General features: G+C 66.2%; 7 protein-coding genes. 5 read left to right on the forward strand and 2 right to left on the reverse strand.

All coding sequences use genetic code 11. The features are described from left to right. The coding region (locus AB0J47_RS12925; protein ID WP_364344651.1) for a cbb3-type cytochrome c oxidase subunit I at positions 1-1,074 on the reverse strand (1,074 nt) is incomplete at its 3' end. Between the two features lie 299 nt (positions 1,075-1,373). Here AB0J47_RS12925 and AB0J47_RS12930 point away from each other — a divergent pair. From AB0J47_RS12930 to AB0J47_RS12950, 5 genes are all read left to right on the forward strand, one after another. Then, complete coding sequence (locus AB0J47_RS12930) at positions 1,374-2,198, forward strand: VOC family protein (protein WP_364345200.1); 825 nt, start codon at positions 1,374-1,376, stop codon at positions 2,196-2,198. A 136-nt stretch (positions 2,199-2,334) separates the two neighbouring features. Then, the gene (locus AB0J47_RS12935) at positions 2,335-3,504 is read left to right on the forward strand and encodes an ABC transporter substrate-binding protein (protein WP_364344654.1); all 1,170 of its coding nucleotides are present in this window, start codon (positions 2,335-2,337) and stop codon (positions 3,502-3,504) included. A 462-nt stretch (positions 3,505-3,966) separates the two neighbouring features. Next, positions 3,967-4,425: a hypothetical protein gene (locus tag AB0J47_RS12940; RefSeq protein ID WP_364344657.1), complete on the forward strand. Its 459-nt coding sequence runs from the start codon at positions 3,967-3,969 to the stop codon at positions 4,423-4,425. Positions 4,426-4,689: 264 nt separating this feature from the next. Beyond that, positions 4,690-17,997, forward strand: a complete 13,308-nt coding sequence (locus AB0J47_RS12945; RefSeq protein WP_364344660.1) for an amino acid adenylation domain-containing protein — start codon at positions 4,690-4,692, stop codon at positions 17,995-17,997. A gap of 366 nt (positions 17,998-18,363) precedes the next feature. Next, positions 18,364-19,308, forward strand: a complete 945-nt coding sequence (locus tag AB0J47_RS12950; protein WP_364344663.1) for a dioxygenase — start codon at positions 18,364-18,366, stop codon at positions 19,306-19,308. 56 nt (positions 19,309-19,364) lie between these two features. Here the strand turns inward: AB0J47_RS12950 and AB0J47_RS12955 are convergent, their stop codons facing one another. Further along, entirely contained in the window at positions 19,365-19,778 is a 414-nt protein-coding gene (locus AB0J47_RS12955; RefSeq protein ID WP_364344666.1) for a hypothetical protein, read from the reverse strand. Between the last annotated feature and the right edge of the window lie 66 nt (positions 19,779-19,844).

Raw genomic sequence — 19,844 nt, forward strand, 5'->3', positions numbered from 1 at the left:
CGATTCGAAGGTCAGCTGGCCGCGCCACATGGTGCCGATCCAGTTGAAGAACTTCACACCGGTCGGGACGGCGATCAGGAAGGTCATGAACGAGAAGTACGGCAGCAGCACCGCGCCGGTGGCGTACATGTGGTGGGCCCACACCGCGATCGACAGCGCTGCGATGCCGAGGGTCGCGTAGACCAGCGTGGTGTAACCGAAGATCGGCTTACGCGAGAAGACCGGGAAGATCTCCGAGACGATCCCGAAGAACGGCAGCGCGATGATGTACACCTCGGGGTGGCCGAAGAACCAGAACAGGTGCTGGTAGAGCAGGATGCCGCCGGTAGCCGGATCGTAGATGTGGCCGCCGAGATGGCGGTCGTAGGCCAGGCCGAACAGCGCGGCGGTCAGCAGCGGGAAGGCGAGCAGCACGAGGACGCTGGTGACGGCGATGTTCCAGGTGAAGATCGGCATCCGGAACATGGTCATACCGGGGGCACGCAGGCAGACCACGGTGGTCAGCATGTTGACACCACCGAGGATGGTGCCCAGACCGGAGACCGCGAGGCCGAGGATCCACAGGTCGGTGCCGACGCCGGGCGAGTGCAGGATGTCGGTCAGCGGCACGTACGCCGTCCAACCGAAATCCGCGGCGCCGCCGGGGGTGATGAAGCCCGCGGTCGCCATGGTCGCGCCGAATGCGTACAGCCAGTAGCTGAAGGCATTCAGTCGCGGGAAGGCGACGTCGGGTGCGCCGATCTGCAGCGGCAGGACGATATTGGCGAAGCCGAACACGATCGCGGTCGCGTAGAACAGCAGCATGATCGTGCCGTGCATGGTGAACAGCTGGTTGAACTGCTCCGTAGACAGGAACTGCAGACCCGGGCGAGCCAGCTCACCACGCATCAGCAGGGCCATCAGACCACCGATGAGGAAGAACGCCATCGAGGTGGTCAGGTACATGACACCGAGGACCTTGGGGTCGGTGGTGGTGACCATCTTGACGATGAACGAGCCCTTCGGCCCGGTCCGAGCCGGATACGGCCGAGTCGCTTCCAACTGAGGGACTGGCTTTGGCTCTACGGCAGTCACTGATCCTCCTGAAAGGTGCCTTTAGGTCGCTCCGCAGGCTCCGCTGCTCACATCCGCCCCACCACCGGGGACAGACGAGGAGTTCGCTTGCGCTCCTGAGATCGTAAACCGTGCTGTCGCAGCCATCCGCACGGGTCCTACTCTGCGTCGTATTTCCCGGTGCGGGCGACTGCGGCGGCAATCGAAATCCGACGCCATGCCTGCGATGACTTTCCCGGGCGGCCGACGTCTCTATCGATGACAGTGATCCACTCTCGGCAAGGAGACCATTGATGAGCACAGCATCGCGTAGCGATTCCATGAGTGGTGGCGGTCGGACGACAGGTGGGCCCGCACCGAAGACCGGCGATCCCTGCTGGGGCGACGTTTACACCTCTGATCCAGACGGTGCCATTGCCTTCTACGGCCAGTTGTTCGGCTGGACCGCAGACCGCGCGGACGAGGAGTTCGGCGGCTACATCACCTTCCGCAAGAACGGAAAGGCCGTCGCGGGCGGCATGGGCAAGACCGGAGACGGGGTCGAAGGACCCGACCAATGGACGGTCTACCTCGCCTCGCCCGACGCCAAGGCCACCGCCGACGCGGCCGCCGAGCACGGCGGCACGGTCGTCGTGCCGCCCATGGACGTGGGCGATCTCGGCGCGATGGCCGTGCTCGGCGATGTCGGCGGCGCGGGTGTCGGCATCTGGCAGACCGGCACCTTCGGCGGTTTCGAGGCCATCGGCATCGCCTCCGGCGGCAAATGGAGCGACCACGTCGGCATCCCGTCCTGGTTCGAACTGCACACCCGCGATTACGCGCGCTCGCTCGACTTCTACCGCGACGTCTTCGGCTGGAACGACACCTTCACCATCTCCGACTCCCCGGAGTTCCGCTACACCACCATCCACGCCACCACCCCGATGCTCGGCGGTGTCATGGATAGCTCGGCGTTCCTGCCCGAGGGCGTACCCGCGGGCTGGAAGATCTACTTCGGCGCCGATGACGTCGACGCGGCCGTCGCCAAGGTCGTCGAACTGGGCGGCACTGTACTGGCCGAGCCCGAGAACACCCCCTACGGCCGGATCACGCAGGTCGCCGATCCGACCGGGGCGCGTTTCAGCATCGGCGGCAACGCCGGGTAGCCGATCCGACGATCGCGCGGAATCCGCTGTACGACAGCTGGATTCCGCGCGGTCACAACTGCGGTCCGGAATGCGATGTGCGCGCGGTGGTGGCCTTCGCGTCTCGGCACCCACACCACGCGGTACCCTCACCCGCATGCCGGTGAGCGCCCTTGTTCGCACCCGAAACCGCACCGATAGCGACTGCTCGCAGGTCGCTCGAAACAACACCGATAGCGACTGCTCGCAGGTCGCTCGAAACAACGCAGACTCCCGCCGATACGGCACCGCCAGCAATCGCGCGGTCCGGCAGGGGGGCACGGCGGTCGCTCTGCTCTGCGCCGCATTGCTCATCGCGGGCTGCAGCCAGAAAGACGACGCCAGCTCGATCATTCGCACCACGACGAATATCGCGGGTGCGGGTGTGGTCGGCCTGGAGCGCGACACCTCGCAGGCCTGCCCGCTGCCGAGCGCACCCGATCCGTCGAACGGCAAGACTCGCACCGTCACCCATGCCGCGGGCACCTCGGAGGTGCCCGCCGATCCGCAGCGCATCGTGGTGCTGTCCACCTCCGCCTTGGACGCCGCCTGCGCGGTCGGTCTGTGGGAGCGGGTCGTCGGCGCGGTCCCGATCGACGGACCCCGCTCTCAGCCGATGTATCTCGGTTACGGCGTGCTGAAGATTCCCGCGGTCGGTTCGCCGGCACAGCCGGATATCGGGCAGATCGCCGCCTTGCATCCCGATCTGATCATCGGCGATATTTCCAGCGGCCCAGGCGGTTTCGCAGCATTGCAGACGATCGCACCGACCGTTCTCGCCGATCCCGGCAGCGGCTGGCAGACCGAATTCGGCACGCTCGCAGCGGGTCTCGGGCGTCGTAATGCCGCGGCAACGGCATTGGAGAACTACCGCAACGAAGCACGCGAGACCGGTAATATTCTGGGCGCCAGCCAGTCCCAGGCCTCGGTGGTGCGCTTCACCGCCGACCAGGATCAGGTCCAGGGCAACAATAGCTTCGCGGGACAGGTCCTCGCCGATGTCGGTGTGCAGCGGCCGACCGCGCAGCGCGGCACCTCTTTCGAGGTGACCGAGCAGAACCTGCTCGAGGTCGAGGGCGACATCATCTACGTCATCTTCGCGGGCGAAGCCGGTGAGCAGCGCGGTAAAACGGTGCTGCGCAGCGATGCGTGGAAGGATCTCGGAGCTGCCGCCGATAAGCGCGTCTTCGCGGTCGAAGACACCGTGTGGCACGGTGCCGGGCTCACCGCGGCCCGTGCCCTGCTCGCCGACCTGCGCAGCAGCCTGAACGGTTACGTCACCGACTGACTGTATTGAATTGGCCGCGCCTTCGGCGCGGCGTGTTCGCGGCCCCCTCGTGTCTCGCGGCCGAGCCGTCGAGACTCGCGCCTACGGCGCATGCGCTTCGACAGCTCGGCCGCGAGACGGGCCGCGAACGTCGCTCGTAAGACTCGCTCCGTGGCCGTCGCGAGTGAGCTGATCGGTCCTCTAAGCGCGCGCACCTTGGGCGTCGCTCGTAACACTCGCTCCGTGGTCGTCGCGAATGACTTGATCGTCCTCTGAGCGCGCACACCTTGGGCGTCGCTCGTAAGACTCGCTCCGTGGCCGTTGCGAGTGACTTGATCGTCCTCGAGCGCGCACACCTTGGGTATGGATTCGCTCACCCTTGGAGTGCTCTCACCAGCGCTTGGGTAGCTGTCGCCAAACCCTCCCGTCAGCGAGATTAGAAGGACACCGAGAACAAGACGGATCCTTTGAGGGGACAGCACAATGAGCACTCTGGTCGAATCGCCCGCCACCAACGTCATCCAGCTGCAGCCGCGCCTGCGCAACGCTGCCGAGCGCGAGCTGCATGCGGTCGCCAGCAACTCCGAGACGCTCGCCAACGTCGAGCTGGATCGTTGGGCGAACCGGCTGGCCCGAGTGCTGATCGACCGGGGCGCCGCCGCGAACGCGCGGATCGCGCTGGCGATCGACCCGCAGATCGAAGCCACGGTTGCCGCATCCGCCGTCGTCAAACTCGGCGCGACTCCGGCGTCGGTGGCCGAGGATGCGACCGCCGTCCCCGGTGCTTACCTCGGCATCACCACCAAGGCCCGCCGCCCTGAGCTCAGCGATGCGATCGACTGGCTGCTCCTGGACGACCGCTCGACGCTGCAGCGCTACCTGGTCAGCTCCGACTCCCCGATCACCGCTGCCGATCGGCTGACCGAGCGGAAGTCTGCCTGATCCGCTATTCAGCCTGCGCGCCCGAACCCACCGAGGTCGGGCGCGCAGCGGCGCGTATGCCGGACCCGGAGGCGACACTACCGCGCGACCACTCGAGCCCCTTGGACGTCGCCCATCGAACCCCCGGGGACGCCGCCGATCGAACACAGTGTTGTCAATACGCCTTCGGTCGGCTCGGCGCCGGTCCAAAATGAACTTGCTACTACGCGACGGTCGGGACCAGCGGTGCGCCACCGCTCCAGACGTCAGAACGCAGGTGTGCTTATGCAACAGCCATCGTCCTCGAACGGAAAAGTAGGCACCGCACCGCCCGACAGCGCGTTCCCGCTGTCGGCAGCCCAGCGCGGCATCTGGTTCGCCCAGCACATCGCGGGCGACACGCCTATCTCGATCGCACAGTACGTCGAACTGATCGGCGAACTAGATCTCGACGCGCTCGCCGCGGCCGCCAAGCAGACCGGGCGCGAATTCGGGACCGGATATGTCCGGCTGCTCGATGTCGAGGGTCAGCCGTACCAGCTCGTCGACACCACCATTGTCGACGAACTCACCGTCATCGACCTGCGCGATAAGCCCGATCCCGAGGCAGCGGCACATGCCTGGATGCGCGCGGAGTACTCCGCGCCGCTGGATCTGACGCACGACCGATTGGTCGCGGTGGCCATGCTGCGGCTGGCCGATGACCGCTGGTTCTGGTACTCGCGCATGCACCACATCGTGCTGGACGGTATGGGTGCGCTCGCACTGGTACAGCGCACCGGCGAGATCTACAACGCCGCCATCGAGGGCAGCGAGGCGCCGCCCGCCAAGGCCGAACCACTGCAGAAGATCGTCGACGCCGATCTGGCCTACCGCGGCTCGGACCGATTCGACGCCGACCGCGAGTACTGGCGCGAGCATCTGGCCGGGATGGCCGCCCCGGTCAATCTCGCAGGTCGCGAGGCCGATGTCGACGCACCGCCGAGCCGGGTCTCGGGCGCACTGCCCGCCGCGACGGCCGAATTGCTCGATACCGTGGCGAAGGCGGCCGACTCGAACGCCGCACCGACCATCGTCGCCGCCTTCGGCGCCTATCTCGCCGCGATGACCGGTGCGCCCGAAGTGGTGCTGAGCCTGCCGGTGTCGGGACGCACCACTGCGGCACTGCGCCGCTCCGGCGGTATGGTCGCCAATGTCGTTCCGATGCGCCTGATGTTGTCACCGACCACCACGGTCGGTGATGTGATCCGGGCAGCGCAGAGTGAGCTGACCGGGGCGCTGCGCAGACAGCGTTACCGGCAGGAGGACATCGTTCGTGATCTCGGCTGGTCGATGGACGAGGCGTCGTCGTTCGGTCCGGCCGTCAATTTGATGATGGTGGACACCAGGATTCAGCTCGGCTCGGTCACCGGACGACTGCACGTGCTGACATCCGGGTTGATCGATGACGTGTTTTTCAATCTGTATCCGGGCGTCGGCGGCGAGAGCACCCACATCGATCTGCAGGGCAACGGGAACCTGTACAGCACCGATGAATTGGCGGCACACCATGCCCGCTTCTTGATGTTCCTGCACGCGTTCCTGGCCGCCGGACCGGATGCGCCGCTGTGTACCGTCCAGGTCGTCTCCCCGCAGGAGCAGGATCGGCTGGTGCCCGCGCGTGGACCCGAGGCGGTCGCACCGCGCACCCTCCCCGAAATCATCGCGGCCGGTGCCGCACTAGACCCGGAGGCGGTAGCGCTGCGGAGCGGCGATACCAGCATGACCTACCGTCAGGTCGACGAGTACACCAACCGCCTCGCCCGCGTGCTGATCGCGGCGGGCGCCGGACCCGAACGCACCGTTGCGATTTCGATTCCGCGTTCGGTCGAATCCGTCCTCGCCACGCTCGCGGTGGCGAAATCCGGTGCGGCATTCGTCCCGATCGACCCGACCTATCCCGCCGACCGGATCGAGCATATGGTCGGCGACAGCGGGGTCGTCGCGGGCTTGACCGTGCACCCGGCGCGAAAGTCCTTGCCGGACCGCGTGAATTGGCTGCTGCTCGACGATGACGCGACCGCCGAAACGGTGGACGTGCAAGATTCTGCGGCGATCACCGATGTCGAACGCCGCGGGCCGGTACACCTGGATCAGATCGCCTATATCATCTACACCTCCGGATCGACGGGACTGCCCAAGGGTGTGCTGGTGTCGCATCGCGGCCTGGCGAATCTGGTCACCGGTTCCGGCGCCGGATTCGGTGTCAACGCCGATTCCGTAGTGGCACATGCGGTTTCGCCGAGTTTCGATATTTCCGTCGAGGAGATCCTGGTCACCCTCGCGGCAGGGGCGACGCTCGCCGTCGTGCCGCCATCGGCCTATGCGGGCGAGGAGATGGCCGAAGTTCTGCGCGCGCACCGGGTCACCCATCTCAATGTCACCCCGACGGTGGTGGGCTCACTGGACCCGGCGACGCTGCCGGATCTGCAGACGATCGTCGTCGGTGGTGACGCGTGTCCGCGGGAGCTGGTGACCACCTGGTCCGGGCGGACGCTGTTGAACGGCTACGGGCCCACCGAAACCACCGTCACCGTAACCTTGAGCGGGCCATTGCGCCCCGGCGGGCCGGTAACCATCGGCAGCATCGTTCGCGGCGTCACCGCTGTCGTGCTCGACCCGTGGTTGCGGCCGGTGGCCCGCGGCGTGGTCGGTGAGTTGTATCTGGCCGGCGCGGGCGTTGCGCGCGGCTACCACCAGCGCAACGGGCTGACCGCCAGCCGTTTCGTCGCCAACCCGTACGCGCCGGGTGAGCGGCTGTACCGCACCGGCGATCTCGTACGGTGGACCGCGGACGACGAACTGGAGTACCAGGGCCGCAGCGACTTCCAGGTCAAGGTGCGCGGGTTCCGCATCGAACTCGGCGAGATCGATGCGGCGCTGCAACGACAGCCCGATGTCGACTTCGCACTCACCATCGGCGCCGAGACCCCCGCCGGAGCGACCGCACTGGTGTCCTACGTGCTCGGCAAGCCCGGCACCGAGATTCACCCCGAGGCGCTGAAAGCCGCTGCCGGTGAGACACTTCCGGCCTATATGATCCCCTCGGTCATCATGGTGCTCGACAGCATTCCGCTGACACCGCTCGGCAAGGTGGACCGCAGGGCCCTGCCCGCACCGGATTTCAGGGTCCGAGAACTTGTGAGCCGGGCGCCGTCGACGCCGCGCGAAGCGGCACTGGCCGACTTGTTTGCCGATGCCCTCGGACTCGAAACGGTCGGTGTCGACGACAGCTTCTTCGCACTCGGCGGTGACAGTATCGTCTCCATCCAGCTGGTCTCGCGTGCGAAGGCCGCCGGGATCGGCTTCAGTGCAAGAGATGTGTTCGAGCGCAAGACCGTTGCCGCGCTGGCCGCGATCGCGACCGACGTGCGCGCGCAGACGGTCACCGAACTGCCCGGTGGCGGGGTCGGCACCATCGAGCTCACGCCGATCGTGCACGCCATGGTGGAGCAGGGACCGACCTGGAACCGCTTCGGTCAGGCCGTCTTGATCGGTCTCCCGGAGGCCTTCGACCGCGACCAGCTCCGCGCCGCGGTCCAAGCGCTCATCGACCATCACGATGTGCTTCGCTCTACACTTCGGCACACCGAGCGAGGCTGGGAATGGATTGTCGCCGAGCCTGATTCGATAACTGCCGATGATTTGATCGAGGTAGTCGCGGCCGACGCGGACTCCGACGACAGCTACGAGCGCGAATTACAACAGGCGGCGGATCTGCTCGATCCCGAGGCGGGTGTCGTCACGCGCTTCGTGCTGATCGAGCGCGCGGGGGCCGATCCACTGTGCTGGCTGGTACTGCACCATCTGGTGACCGACGGCGTCTCCTGGCGAATCCTGTTGCCGGACCTAGCGATCGCGGCGGCGGGCGGCGCACTCGTGCCCGTCGGCACCTCCTTCCGGCGATGGGCATACGGTCAAGCCGAACAGGCGCCCGAGCGGGTGGCCGAACTGCCACTGTGGCAACAGATGCTGGCCACCCCGGATCCGGTCATCGGCTCGGCGGCACTGGATCCCACGGTCGACGTCGTCGCCACGATGGGCCAGTACCAGACCACCGTCGACCGGGATATCGCCAACACCGTACTGGCCACTCTGCCCGACCAATTCCATTGTGGCGCAGACGATGTGCTGCTCACCGGACTCGCTCTCGCGGTGAGCCGCTGGCGCGATCGCAATACCGCGCTGCTCACCCTGGAAGGCCACGGCCGCTCCGAGACGCTGCTGCCCGGCGCCGATATCGCCCGCACGGTCGGCTGGTTCACCAGCATCTACCCGCTGGCTATAGATGTGAGCGGCATCGATCTCGACGACGCGTTCGCCGGTGGCGGCGCGGCGGGCACCGCGATCAAGAAGGTCAAGGAACAGCTGCGCGCGGTGCCGGATAAGGGCATCGGCTACGGCATGCTGCGCTATCAGCATCCGGAGTCCGCCGGCGCCCTCGCGGACGCGCCGATCCCGCAGCTCAGCTTCAACTATCTCGGCCGTGCGCTCACCGGCGGGCAAGCGGGAGCGTGGCTACCACAGCGTTTCGCGGCGACGCACAACGAGTCGGCGCCGCTCGCCGCGGTCGTCGATATCAATGCCGTGCTCACCGATGTCGGCTTGGAGGTCACCTGGGCCTACGCCTCGCGGCTGCTCGACCAGGCGGATGTCGGTCAACTCGCTGAGCTGTGGTCGCAGGCGCTGCACGCGCTCGCGGTGCACGCCGGCTCGCCGGGCGCGGGCGGACGCACCCCGTCCGACTTCGAACTCGTCGCTGTGCCACAACAGCAGATCGAGAGCTGGGAACGCACCTACCCGAGCCTCGTCGATGTCTGGCCGCTTTCACCGCTGCAGTACGGTCTGCTTTTCCATGCGCTCTACGACACCGATACCGCCGACGACTACACCGTCCAATCACTGCTCACCCTGGCGGGCACCGTCGATGCCGCCCGCCTGCGCAGTGCGGCGCAGGTCTTGGTGGAGCGGCACGAGAACCTGCGCGTCGCCTTCGCCGAAACCGACGACGGTCCGCGCCAACTCGTTCTCGCCGATGGCGAAATCCGCTGGCACGATATCGATCTCACCGATATCGCCGACGCCGACGAACGCGACCGCGAACTCGACCGTCTCATCGCCCTCGATGCCCGTACCCGATTCGAACTCGACCGCCCACCGCTGATCCGCTTCACCCTCATCCGCACCGGGGCCGATATCTATCGGCTGGTCATGACCAATCACCATCTGGTGCTGGATGGCTGGTCGACGCCGCTGCTGGTGCGCGAGCTGCTAACGCTCTACGTCGCGAGGGGCGACACAGCCGTACTGCCGCCCGCGCACTCGTATCGAGAGTTCCTGGCGTGGCTCGATGAGCAGGACAACGAGGCCTCGATCGCAGCCTGGACGCAATCGCTGGCCGGCGTGGATACGCCGACGCGCGCGGTCCCGACGCTGGCCGGGATCGAATCGACCGAGGCCGGAATGATCACTCACGACCTGACCCGCGCCACGGTCGAGCGGCTGGAGGCCATCGCACGCGAATCCGGCGCGACGGTGAATACGATGGTGCAGGCCGCATGGGCAATGCTGCTCGCCATGTCGACCGGGCGCACGGATGTGGTGTTCGGCGGCACCGTATCCGGTAGGCCACCGGAGCTGCCCGGTGTCGAAGAGATGGTCGGATTGTTCATCAATACGCTCCCGGTACGGGTCCAGCTCGATCCCGCGGAGAAGGTCGCCGACCTACTGACCCGCCTCCAGGCCGAGCAGGCGCGCCTGCTGGACCACCAGCATGTGGGGCTGGCCGCCATCCACCGGGCCGTCGGCCTCGCCGAACTCTTCGACACGCTCACAGTATTCGAGTCGTATCCGATCGACCGGGAGGCGCTGTCGCAGGCGCTCGATATCGCGGGTATGCGGGTGCTAGATGTCGAAGGCACCGACGCGACGCCCTACCCGTTGGGCATCATGGTCATTCCGGTGCACGGCGAAGACGGGCACGACACGCTGCGCATCAACCTGAAATTCATGGCCGACCAGCTCGATCTCACGGCGGCACAACCACTGCTGGATCGCTTCGTCCGGCTGCTGACCCAAATCGCCGACAGCCCGAATGCCCTCGTCTCCCAACTGCAATACTGCGACGACGCTGAACTGGCCACACTGCTGCCGGTACGAGGCGCGGAGTCGGTTCCGCCACAAACACTTCCGGACATCCTGTCGGCAGGCGCGCGCATCGATCCCGATGCCATCGCGATCACCGCGGGCGATCTCAGCATGAGCTATGGCGAGCTCGACGCCTGGTCCAACCGCTTCGCCCGGGTACTGCTCGGCCGCGGTGTCGGTCGGGAGATCTTCGTCATACTCGCACTCACCCGATCACTGGAATCCGTGGTGGCAGTCTGGGCGCTCGCCAAGTCCGGAGCGGCCTTCCTACCGCTGGATCCGAGCTATCCGGTGGAGCGGATCGAGCACATGCTCACCGATTCGAAGGCGCCGATCGGGGTGACCATCACGGCGACCGGTGAAACATTGCCCGGCACCATCGACTGGCTGCTGCTCGACGACCTGAACACGATTCGACGGGTCATGCTCGTCTCGGACGCACCCATCACCGACGAAGAGCGCGGCGGCCCCATCAATATCGACCAGACCGCCTACCTGATCTACACCTCGGGCTCCACCGGTAAGCCCAAGGCGGTCCTGGTCAGCCATCGTGGCCTGACGAATATGGCGACCGCACAACAAGAGGCCCTCGAACTCGGTCCCTCTACCAGTTCGCTACAGGTCGCTTCGCCGAGTTTCGACGCATCGGTCATGGAGCTGCTGATGGCGCATTCGACGGGTGGCCGCTTGGTGGTAGCGCCACCGGATGTCTACGGCGGCAGCGATCTCGAACATCTGCTGCGCACCGAACGGGTCACCCATGCCGCGATCACGCCGTCGGCGCTGGCCACCATGGAACCGACCGATCTGCCCGACCTGCGGGTGCTCGGGATCGGGGGCGAGGCCGGCGCACCCGAACTGATCGACCGTTGGGCGGTCGGGCGGCGGATGGTGAATCTATACGGCCCCACCGAATTCAGCGTATGTGCGACCAATCCCGCCGAACTGCTGCCGGGGAAACTGGTCACCATCGGCGGCCCGATCCGCGGCGCGTCCAATCTGGTGCTCGATACCTGGCTGCGCCCGGTTCCAGTGGGCATCGCGGGTGAGCTGTACCTGGCCGGTCCGGCGCTGGCACGTGGTTACTTCAACCGGTTCGCGATGACCGCGGCGCGCTTCATCGCGAATCCGTATGGCGCGGCCGGGGAAAGGATGTATCGAACCGGCGATATGGTCCGATGGGTCACCGGCGCCGATGGCGCACTCGTGCTCGAGTATCTGGGCCGCAGCGACTTCCAGGTCAAGATCCGTGGTCTGCGGATCGAACTCGGCGAAATCGATGCCGTGCTCTCACGCGACGAACAGGTCGAATACGCGGTGACCATCGGCCTCACCGGACCGGCGGGCGCGACCGTGCTGGTCTCGTATGTCCTGCCGACCCCGGGCGCCGAACTCGATCCCGAGCGCCTACGGGAACAGGTGGCGGCCGAACTGCCCAGCTATATGGTGCCCGGATACCTGGTCGTGCTCGATAAGATTCCGCTGACCCCAGTCGGCAAACTGGATCGCAAAGCCCTTCCGGTGCCGGACTTCTCGGCCACCGACCGGCCGTATCTCGCGCCAAGGACGGCGGTCGAACAGGCGGTCGCCGCGGTATTCGGCGAGGTGCTCGGCAACGAGCAGGTGAGCGTCGACCAGTCGTTCTTCGAACTCGGCGGCAATTCGCTCAGCGCGACCAAGGTTGTCGCCCGAATCAATTCGTCCCTCGGCTCCACCATCGCGCTGCGCGATCTCTTCGACGCGCCGACCGTGGCCCAACTGTCCGCACGGGTCATCCCGGCCACCGACGGCAAGCCTGGCCGGTTCGCGCTGGCACCGCGGATCCGTCCGGACCGAATTCCGTTGTCTCCGGCGCAGCAACGCATGTGGGTACTCAATCGGATGGATCCCACCTCGCCCGCCTACAACATCGCGATCGCCTTGCGACTCACCGGAAACCTCGATGTGGCGGCGATGCAATATGCGCTGGCCGATGTGGTCGAGCGGCACGAGAGTCTGCGCACCATCTACCCCGCCGACGCCGAGGGACCCCGGCAGGTGGTGATCAGCACCGCGGCGGCCGCGCCGGAGTTGACGGTGATCGCTGCCGAAGACACTGCCGCCCTGCGTCATCGGATCACCGCCTTGGCGGGCACCGGATTCGATATCACCAAGGAACCGCCGCTGCGGGTCGGCATCTTCCGCATCGCCGAGGGCACCGGTGCGGACGGCAAGGGTTTGGTGCCGGTGTCCTCCAGCCCCACCGTGGGCGTTTCGCCGGTGGCTTCGCATGCGTCGATGGACGTTTCGCCGGTGTCGTCGAGTCCGGTCCTGGCCCCGGCTCCAGTGGTGACCGAAGTGCCCTCGGTGCATGTCGTGGTGCTCGTGGTGCATCACATCAGCGCCGACGGCGCATCGATGGCGCCGTTGGCAGCCGATTTGGTCGCGGCGTACTCCGAACGGACCAGCGGGGCCGGCACCTCCCGCGTGCCACTCACCGTGCAGTACGCCGACTTCGCACTGTGGCATCGAGAGTTGCTCGGTAACGAGGCGGATCCGGAATCGCTTGCGGCCCGGCAGACCCGGTATTGGACCGATGCCCTCACCGGTGCGCCGGATGTGTTGGAGCTGCCCGCCGATCGCCCGCGCCCCGCAGTGCAGTCGATGCGCAGCGCCGATGTCGATTTCACGCTGGACGCGCAATTGCACAGCGCCATAATTGAATTCGCCGCCACCAACAATGTCAGCGTATTCATGGTCGTGCACGCCGCGCTCGCGGTGCTGCTGGCACGGCTCAGCGGTACCGACGATGTCGTGATCGGCACGCCCGTCGCGGGGCGTGGCGAGCAGGCCCTCGACGACCTCGTCGGCATGTTCGTCAATACGCTGGCCCTGCGCACGCCGGTCGATCAGGGGACTGGATTCCGGCAGTTCCTCGCGAGCGTGCGGTCCGCGGATCTGGATGCCTTCGGCAATACCGATGTGCCGTTCGAACGGCTCGTCCAGGTGCTCAATCCGACCAGATCGACCGCACACCATCCGATATTCCAGGTATCGCTGTCACTGCAGAATTTCGTGGAACCGGTCCTGGAACTGCCCGGATTGCGGTTCGAGGTGGAAGATTTCGATCGTGGTGCCTCGCAATTCGATCTGACGCTCGATCTGCGTGAACGTTTCACCGCCGACGGCCCGGACGGCGTCGAGGGTGTATTGACATACGCGACGGACCTTTTCGACGAAGCCACCGTGGCGACCTTTGCCGATCGATGGCGTCGTGTGCTCGCCGCGATCGTCTCGGATATCGATATCCGCCTGGCCGATATCGATATCCTCGCCGAATCCGAACGCACCGAACTGGTTCCGGTACGCGGCACCGAAACCGCGGGGACCACGACGCTCACCCAGGCGCTCGCCGCATCCACCACGTCCTATCCGGACCGCCCAGCCCTGGTCGCCGACGGGCGGACAACGACCTACCGTGAGCTAGACGCCCAGTCGAACCGGTTGGCCCGGCTCCTGCTCGAGGTTGGCAGCGGCGCGGAAACCGTCGTGGCGCTGGGTCTGCCCCGCTCCGCCGAACTGCTGATCGGCATGTGGGCGGCCGCCAAGGCCGGTGCCGCCTTCCTACCGGTCGATCCGAAACATCCGGTGGACCGGATCGATCACATGCTCACCGATTCGAGTGCCCGGGTCGGTCTCACCCTCACCGCCTACCGGCCGCTGCTGCCCGACAGCACCGAGTGGCTGGTGCTCGACGATGCCGAATTCATTGCGCGCCAACAGGCGACAAGTGACGCCGCTTTGTCATTGGGGTCGATCCGTCCGGACAACCCTGCTTGGATGATCTACACATCGGGTTCGACCGGAACACCCAAGGGCGTCTCCGTCTCCCATCGGGGTATCGCCGACCTCATTGCGGCACAACGAGAATCGCTCGGCGTAGACGAGAACTCGCGGGTACTGCAGGTCGCCTCACCGAGTTTCGACGCATCAGTTTTCGAGGCGCTGATGGCATTCGGCTCCGGCGGCGCATCGGTGGTCGCACCGCCGGAAGTCTTCGGTGGTAGCGCACTCGCCGAATTGATTGCCGCCGAACAGGTCACGCATATGGTTATCACTCCATCGGCGCTGGCCACCGTCGATCCCGCCGAGGTGTCGAGTGTGCGGGTGCTCGCGGTGGCGGGCGAGGCGGTCGGCGCCGAATTGGTCGAACGCTGGTGTGACGGCCGGACCATGCTGAATCTGTACGGTCCGACCGAATTCACCATCTGGGCAACGGGTTCCGCGCCGCTGGTCGCGAACGCACCGGTCACCATCGGTGCGCCCATTCGCGGTGCGGCCGCACTGGTCCTCGACGATCGGCTGCGTCCGGTGCCAGTCGGTGTCGCGGGTGAGCTATACCTCGCGGGCTCCGCACTGGCCCGCTGCTATCACGCCCGGCCGAGTCTGACCGCCGCGCGCTTCATCGCGAACCCCTACGGCGGTCCCGGCGAACTCATGTACCGCACCGGTGACCTGGTGCGCTGGATCCGGGCGACGGGACTGGAGCTGGAGTACATCGGCCGCACCGACTTCCAGGTCAAGGTGCGCGGTCAGCGCATCGAGTTGGGTGAGATCGACGCCGTTCTCGGCCGCGCGGACGGGGTCGACTTCGCCGTCACCCTCGGCGTTCCCGGGCCGACCGGAGCCACAGCGCTTGCGGCGTATCTCGTGCGCAAGCCCGGTGTCGAACTCGATACCGCCCGGGTGCGCGCGCTCGCCGCCGATACCCTGCCCGCGTATATGGTGCCCGCCGCCTTCGTGGTCATGGATGCCATCCCGCTCAATGCCGTGGGCAAACTCGACCGACGAGCATTGCCGGAACCGGAATTCGTCGTGGAGGAGACCGAATATCGCGCTGCGACGACTCCGACCGAGGAGATCCTGGCGCAGATCTACGCCGAGCTGCTCCGTCGCGACAAGGTCGGCGTCGACGATTCGTTCTTCGCGCTCGGCGGTGACAGCATCATGGCGATCAAACTGGTCTCCCGCGCGAAAATGCACGGAATCCAGTGCACGCCGCTGCAGGTCTTCGAACATCGCACGGTGGCCGCATTGGCCGCTGTGGTGGCGGGGCCGGTCGCGCGGCTCGACGAACTGCCCGGTGGCAGTATCGGCGAGGTGCCGCTCACCCCGAACATGCACGATCTGGTCGAGCGCGGCGGCGATATCGACCGCTGCGCGCAGTCCGTGGTGCTGCAACTTCCGGTCGGAATCGAGCGTGCACAGCTCGTCGCGACACTCGCCGCCGTGGTCGATCGGCACGACATACTGCGCTCGCGACTCTGGCCCGCGGAAGACGGCTGGAATTGGCAGATCGACGCGCCCGGCTCGGTCGACGTCGACGCACTGGTGCACCGCATCGAATTCGATGCCGCCGCCGACTTGCTCGATCTGCGTGAATACGCCGTCGCCGAGCTGAGTTCAGCGACAGACCGACTGTCTCCGGCGAGTGGCATTGTGCTGCAAGCTGTCTGGCTGGATCCGGTCGGTGATGCCGGGGCGAGAACGCGATCGGGCCGCCTGATCGTGGTGGTGCACCGCCTCGCCGTAGACAGTGCGTCGTGGCGAATTCTGGCGGCGGACTTGATCGCCGCGTGGGCGCAGGTATCGGTCGGGAACACACCCGTGCTCGCCGACGTCGGTACGTCGATGCGGCGGTGGGCGCATGCCCTCGTCGAGCAAGCGCGGACCGAGCGCCGCAGCGCCGAACTCGACTACTGGCGGGGCATGATCGACGGTCCCGATTCGCTGATCGGCGCTCGCGAGCTCGATCCGGCGATCGATCAGGCGCACACAACGCGCACGGTCGAATTCGAGGCATCCGAGGAGGTCACCACCGCACTGGTCACCACACTGCCGAAACTGTTCCAGGGCATGGTTACCGACGCCCTGCTTGCCACGCTGGTATTGGCGCTGGCGCGGTGGCGTGCAGGCGAACCGACGACCCTGCTGCGTTTGACGGGCAATGGCAGGCACGACGTGATCCCGGGTGCGGACCTGAGCCGCACACTCGGCTGGTTCACGAATAGCTACCCGGCGCGGCTGGATCTGTCCGCGATCGATATCGCTGATGCCTGCGCGGGCGGTGCTGCGATGGGCGCGGCGATCCGCGCGATCAAACATCAACTACTCGCGATACCGGACCAGGGCATTGGATACGGGATGCTGCGTTACCTCAATCCAACTGCGGCAGAACAGCTTCCGTCTCGATCACCAGGACGTGTCAGCTTCGAATACCTCGGTCGGCACTCGGAGGTCGATATTCCCGCCGGACTCGAAGGGCTCGGCTGGTCCCCCACCGATGAATTCGGCGATCTGCACGCCGATGCGGATCCCGAACTCCCGGTCGCGTCCGCACTCGAGATCAGCGCAGTCGTCATCGATGATCGGTTGCACGCGAGTCTCCGCTTCCCCGAAACACTTGTGGACCGCGCCGAGATCTTCGCGTTGGCTCGCCTCTGGCGCAAAATACTCTCTGCTACAGCCCATTTCGTGCACACCCCGGCAGCGCAGCGCGCCGCAGACGACGAATCGGCGACCATCGCCGCACAGGTGGCCGCACGCGAAACCGCCGCCGCACCAGGCGGACTCGGTCTGGACGTGCTGCTGCCGATCCGACTCGGCGGCACCGAGCCCGCACTGTTCTGCATCCACTCCTCGTCCGGAATGTCTTGGAGTTACCTCGGATTCGCGGAACGACTGCGGCCCGGCCGCCCGATCTATGGTCTACAGGCCCCGGAACTCAGCGGCCGCGAACCGGCGGCGCGTTCCATCGACGAATCCGCCGACCGGTACATCCGCGAAATCCGCGCCGTCCAGCCGACCGGACCGTACCATCTGCTCGGCTGGTCCTTCGGTGGCCTCATCGCGCACGCCATGGCGGCGAAGCTGCAGGCCGAGGGCGAAACCGTCGGTGTCGTGGCCCTTCTGGACACCGACCATGCCGACATCGACAGCGATACCATCGAACAGCTGTCCGCGGGCGCATTCGTCAATAGCTTCGGCGCGATCTTCGGCATCGACGACGTGCCCGCCGAGGCGAGTGCCAAGGAAGCCGCCGAACTCATCGAGGCCCGGCTCGGTGTGGAACTGATCGACGCCGAGATCATCGAGCGAATGGCGGCTTCCTACAACGCGTCCACGCGCACCCGCACCGGCTACCACCGCCCCGTCTACCAGGGCGACCTGCTCTATTTCAGCGCCACCGTGGATAGCTCCGATATCGTCGGGCCGGACGGTTGGCGGCCCTACGCCTCCGGCCGGGTGATCAACCACGATATCGAGCTCGCCCACAACGACCTGACCTCACCGCACGCACTCTCGATCATCGCGCCGGTACTCGATGAGCATCTCGCGGCAGCCCCATCGCCGCAACCGCGCACATGACCCGAATCGTTGTTCCCATCAGCGCAGGGCGCGCGTAGCGGTGGCATACCACCGTCCATGCGGGTCGAGGTCGTGACGGCGGTACACCGCAGCTACCCGGCCGAACCAAATTGTGCGTAGGGCGGCGCGATCAGATCTCGCTGATCGAGCAGCGCGCCGAAACGCGGCTCGCCAGACCGGGCTGGTGGCGGTCGGCGCCCGCTCATGACTGCGCCTCGCTGGTACTCGGCTCCGTCGTGCGCGATTGCGCGCTGTGTTGATGGCCCGCTCGCTCACAGCTCGCTCCCAGCCCAGGCCCACATACCGCCCAGCCTGCGTCCATAGCGTCACAATCGACGGCAATCGATACGACGGAAGGACAACGCAGTGAGCGCACAGCCCGCGCACCACCGCGACGGCGACGTACACGAGCACGATCTCGGACTCGCCCACGATATGAAGGTGATGTCGCGTCGCCGCGCCCTGGTCTTCTTCGGCGCCGCTGGTGCGGCGACCGTGGCGGCGGGCTGCGCATCGGCGACGACCACCAGCGCCACCTCCGCCACCACGGCCGCCGCGAGCACCACGACCACCAGCACCGGCACGGTCGCTGCGGCACCGCAGGAGACCGCGGGCCCGTACCCGGGCGACGGCTCCAACGGGCCCAATGTGCTGATTCAATCCGGTGTGGTCCGATCCGACATCACCACCAGCTTCGGCTCGTATTCCGGTGTCGCACAAGGTGTTCCGATGACGCTGCGATTGAAGCTGCAGGACCTGACCAAGAACGGCGCGGCGGGCGCGGGTATGGCCGTCTACGTGTGGCATTGCGACCGCTCCGGCGAATACTCGCTCTACGGCAAGAGCATTACCGACCAGAACTACCTGCGCGGCGTGCAGGTCGCGGATGCCAATGGCGAAGTGAGCTTCACCTCGATCTTCCCCGCCTGCTACTCCGGTCGATGGCCGCATATCCACTTCGAGGTCTACGATTCGCTCAGCACCGCCGTCGCGGGCGATAACGCCCACCTCACCTCACAGATCGCACTGCCTCAGGACGTGTGCAGCACCGTCTTCGCCGCCGACTCCGGATACGCACAGAGCATCAGCAACCTTTCCCAGATCTCACTCGCCTCGGACAATGTCTTCGGTGACGGCTGGGATGCCGAACTGGCCACGGTCACCGGCACGCCGAGTTCGGGGATGACCGTTTCGATCACCATCGGAGTCGCAGAGAAATCGCAGAACACCCAGGCCGAGGGCACGCCGCCCGGACAGGGCGGTCCCGGCGGACAAGGCGGACCGGGCGGACCGCCGCCGCGCACCCGCTAGGCAACAACTCGGCCCCCGACCCGTACTCGACGGATCGGGGGCCGATTACGCGAAACCTATCGGACGACTGTGCTCTGCGCGCCGATCTGCCGCGCCAGCGCCCAGATCACCAGCACATCGAGCGCGATCATTACCAATGACCAGAACGGGTACATGGGCGCGAACAGGAAGTTGTCCAGGAGGCTGATCGAGGCCATCACGATACCCGCGAGATAACCCCAGGTCTGTCCGGTGACAATGCCGATGCCCGCGATAATGATCAGCACCGCGATCACCAGGTGGACCCAGCCCCAGGCCGAGACATTCACCTGGAAAACCTGATCCTCGGTCAAAACAAAGAAGTCACGCTTGGCGATGGCCGCTATGGCGGTGAGCAGATGCAGCGCGCCGGTGATCAGAATCAGTACGCCCGCGAAGATCGTCATGTCATTGAGCACGGGTCCGGTTTTGGTCGGGCCGGGACTGGTCATAACACACCCTCCTTGGCGAAACGCGTGGTAACCGACGGCCACAACGTAACCTTCGACGCGCCCGAA

The organism is Nocardia sp. NPDC049737, from assembly GCF_040674755.1.
Classification (GTDB): domain Bacteria; phylum Actinomycetota; class Actinomycetes; order Mycobacteriales; family Mycobacteriaceae; genus Nocardia.

Excerpts from the sequence above, each read along its gene's own strand:
- AB0J47_RS12940 (WP_364344657.1), top strand. The coding sequence starts at position 3,967 with ATGAGCACTCTGGTCGAATCGCCCGCCACCAACGTCATCCAGCTGCAG.
- AB0J47_RS12945 (WP_364344660.1), top strand. The coding sequence starts at position 4,690 with ATGCAACAGCCATCGTCCTCGAACGGAAAAGTAGGCACCGCACCGCCC.
- AB0J47_RS12935 (WP_364344654.1), top strand. The coding sequence starts at position 2,335 with ATGCCGGTGAGCGCCCTTGTTCGCACCCGAAACCGCACCGATAGCGAC.
- AB0J47_RS12930 (WP_364345200.1), top strand. The coding sequence starts at position 1,374 with ATGAGTGGTGGCGGTCGGACGACAGGTGGGCCCGCACCGAAGACCGGC.
- AB0J47_RS12955 (WP_364344666.1), bottom strand. The coding sequence starts at position 19,778 with ATGACCAGTCCCGGCCCGACCAAAACCGGACCCGTGCTCAATGACATG.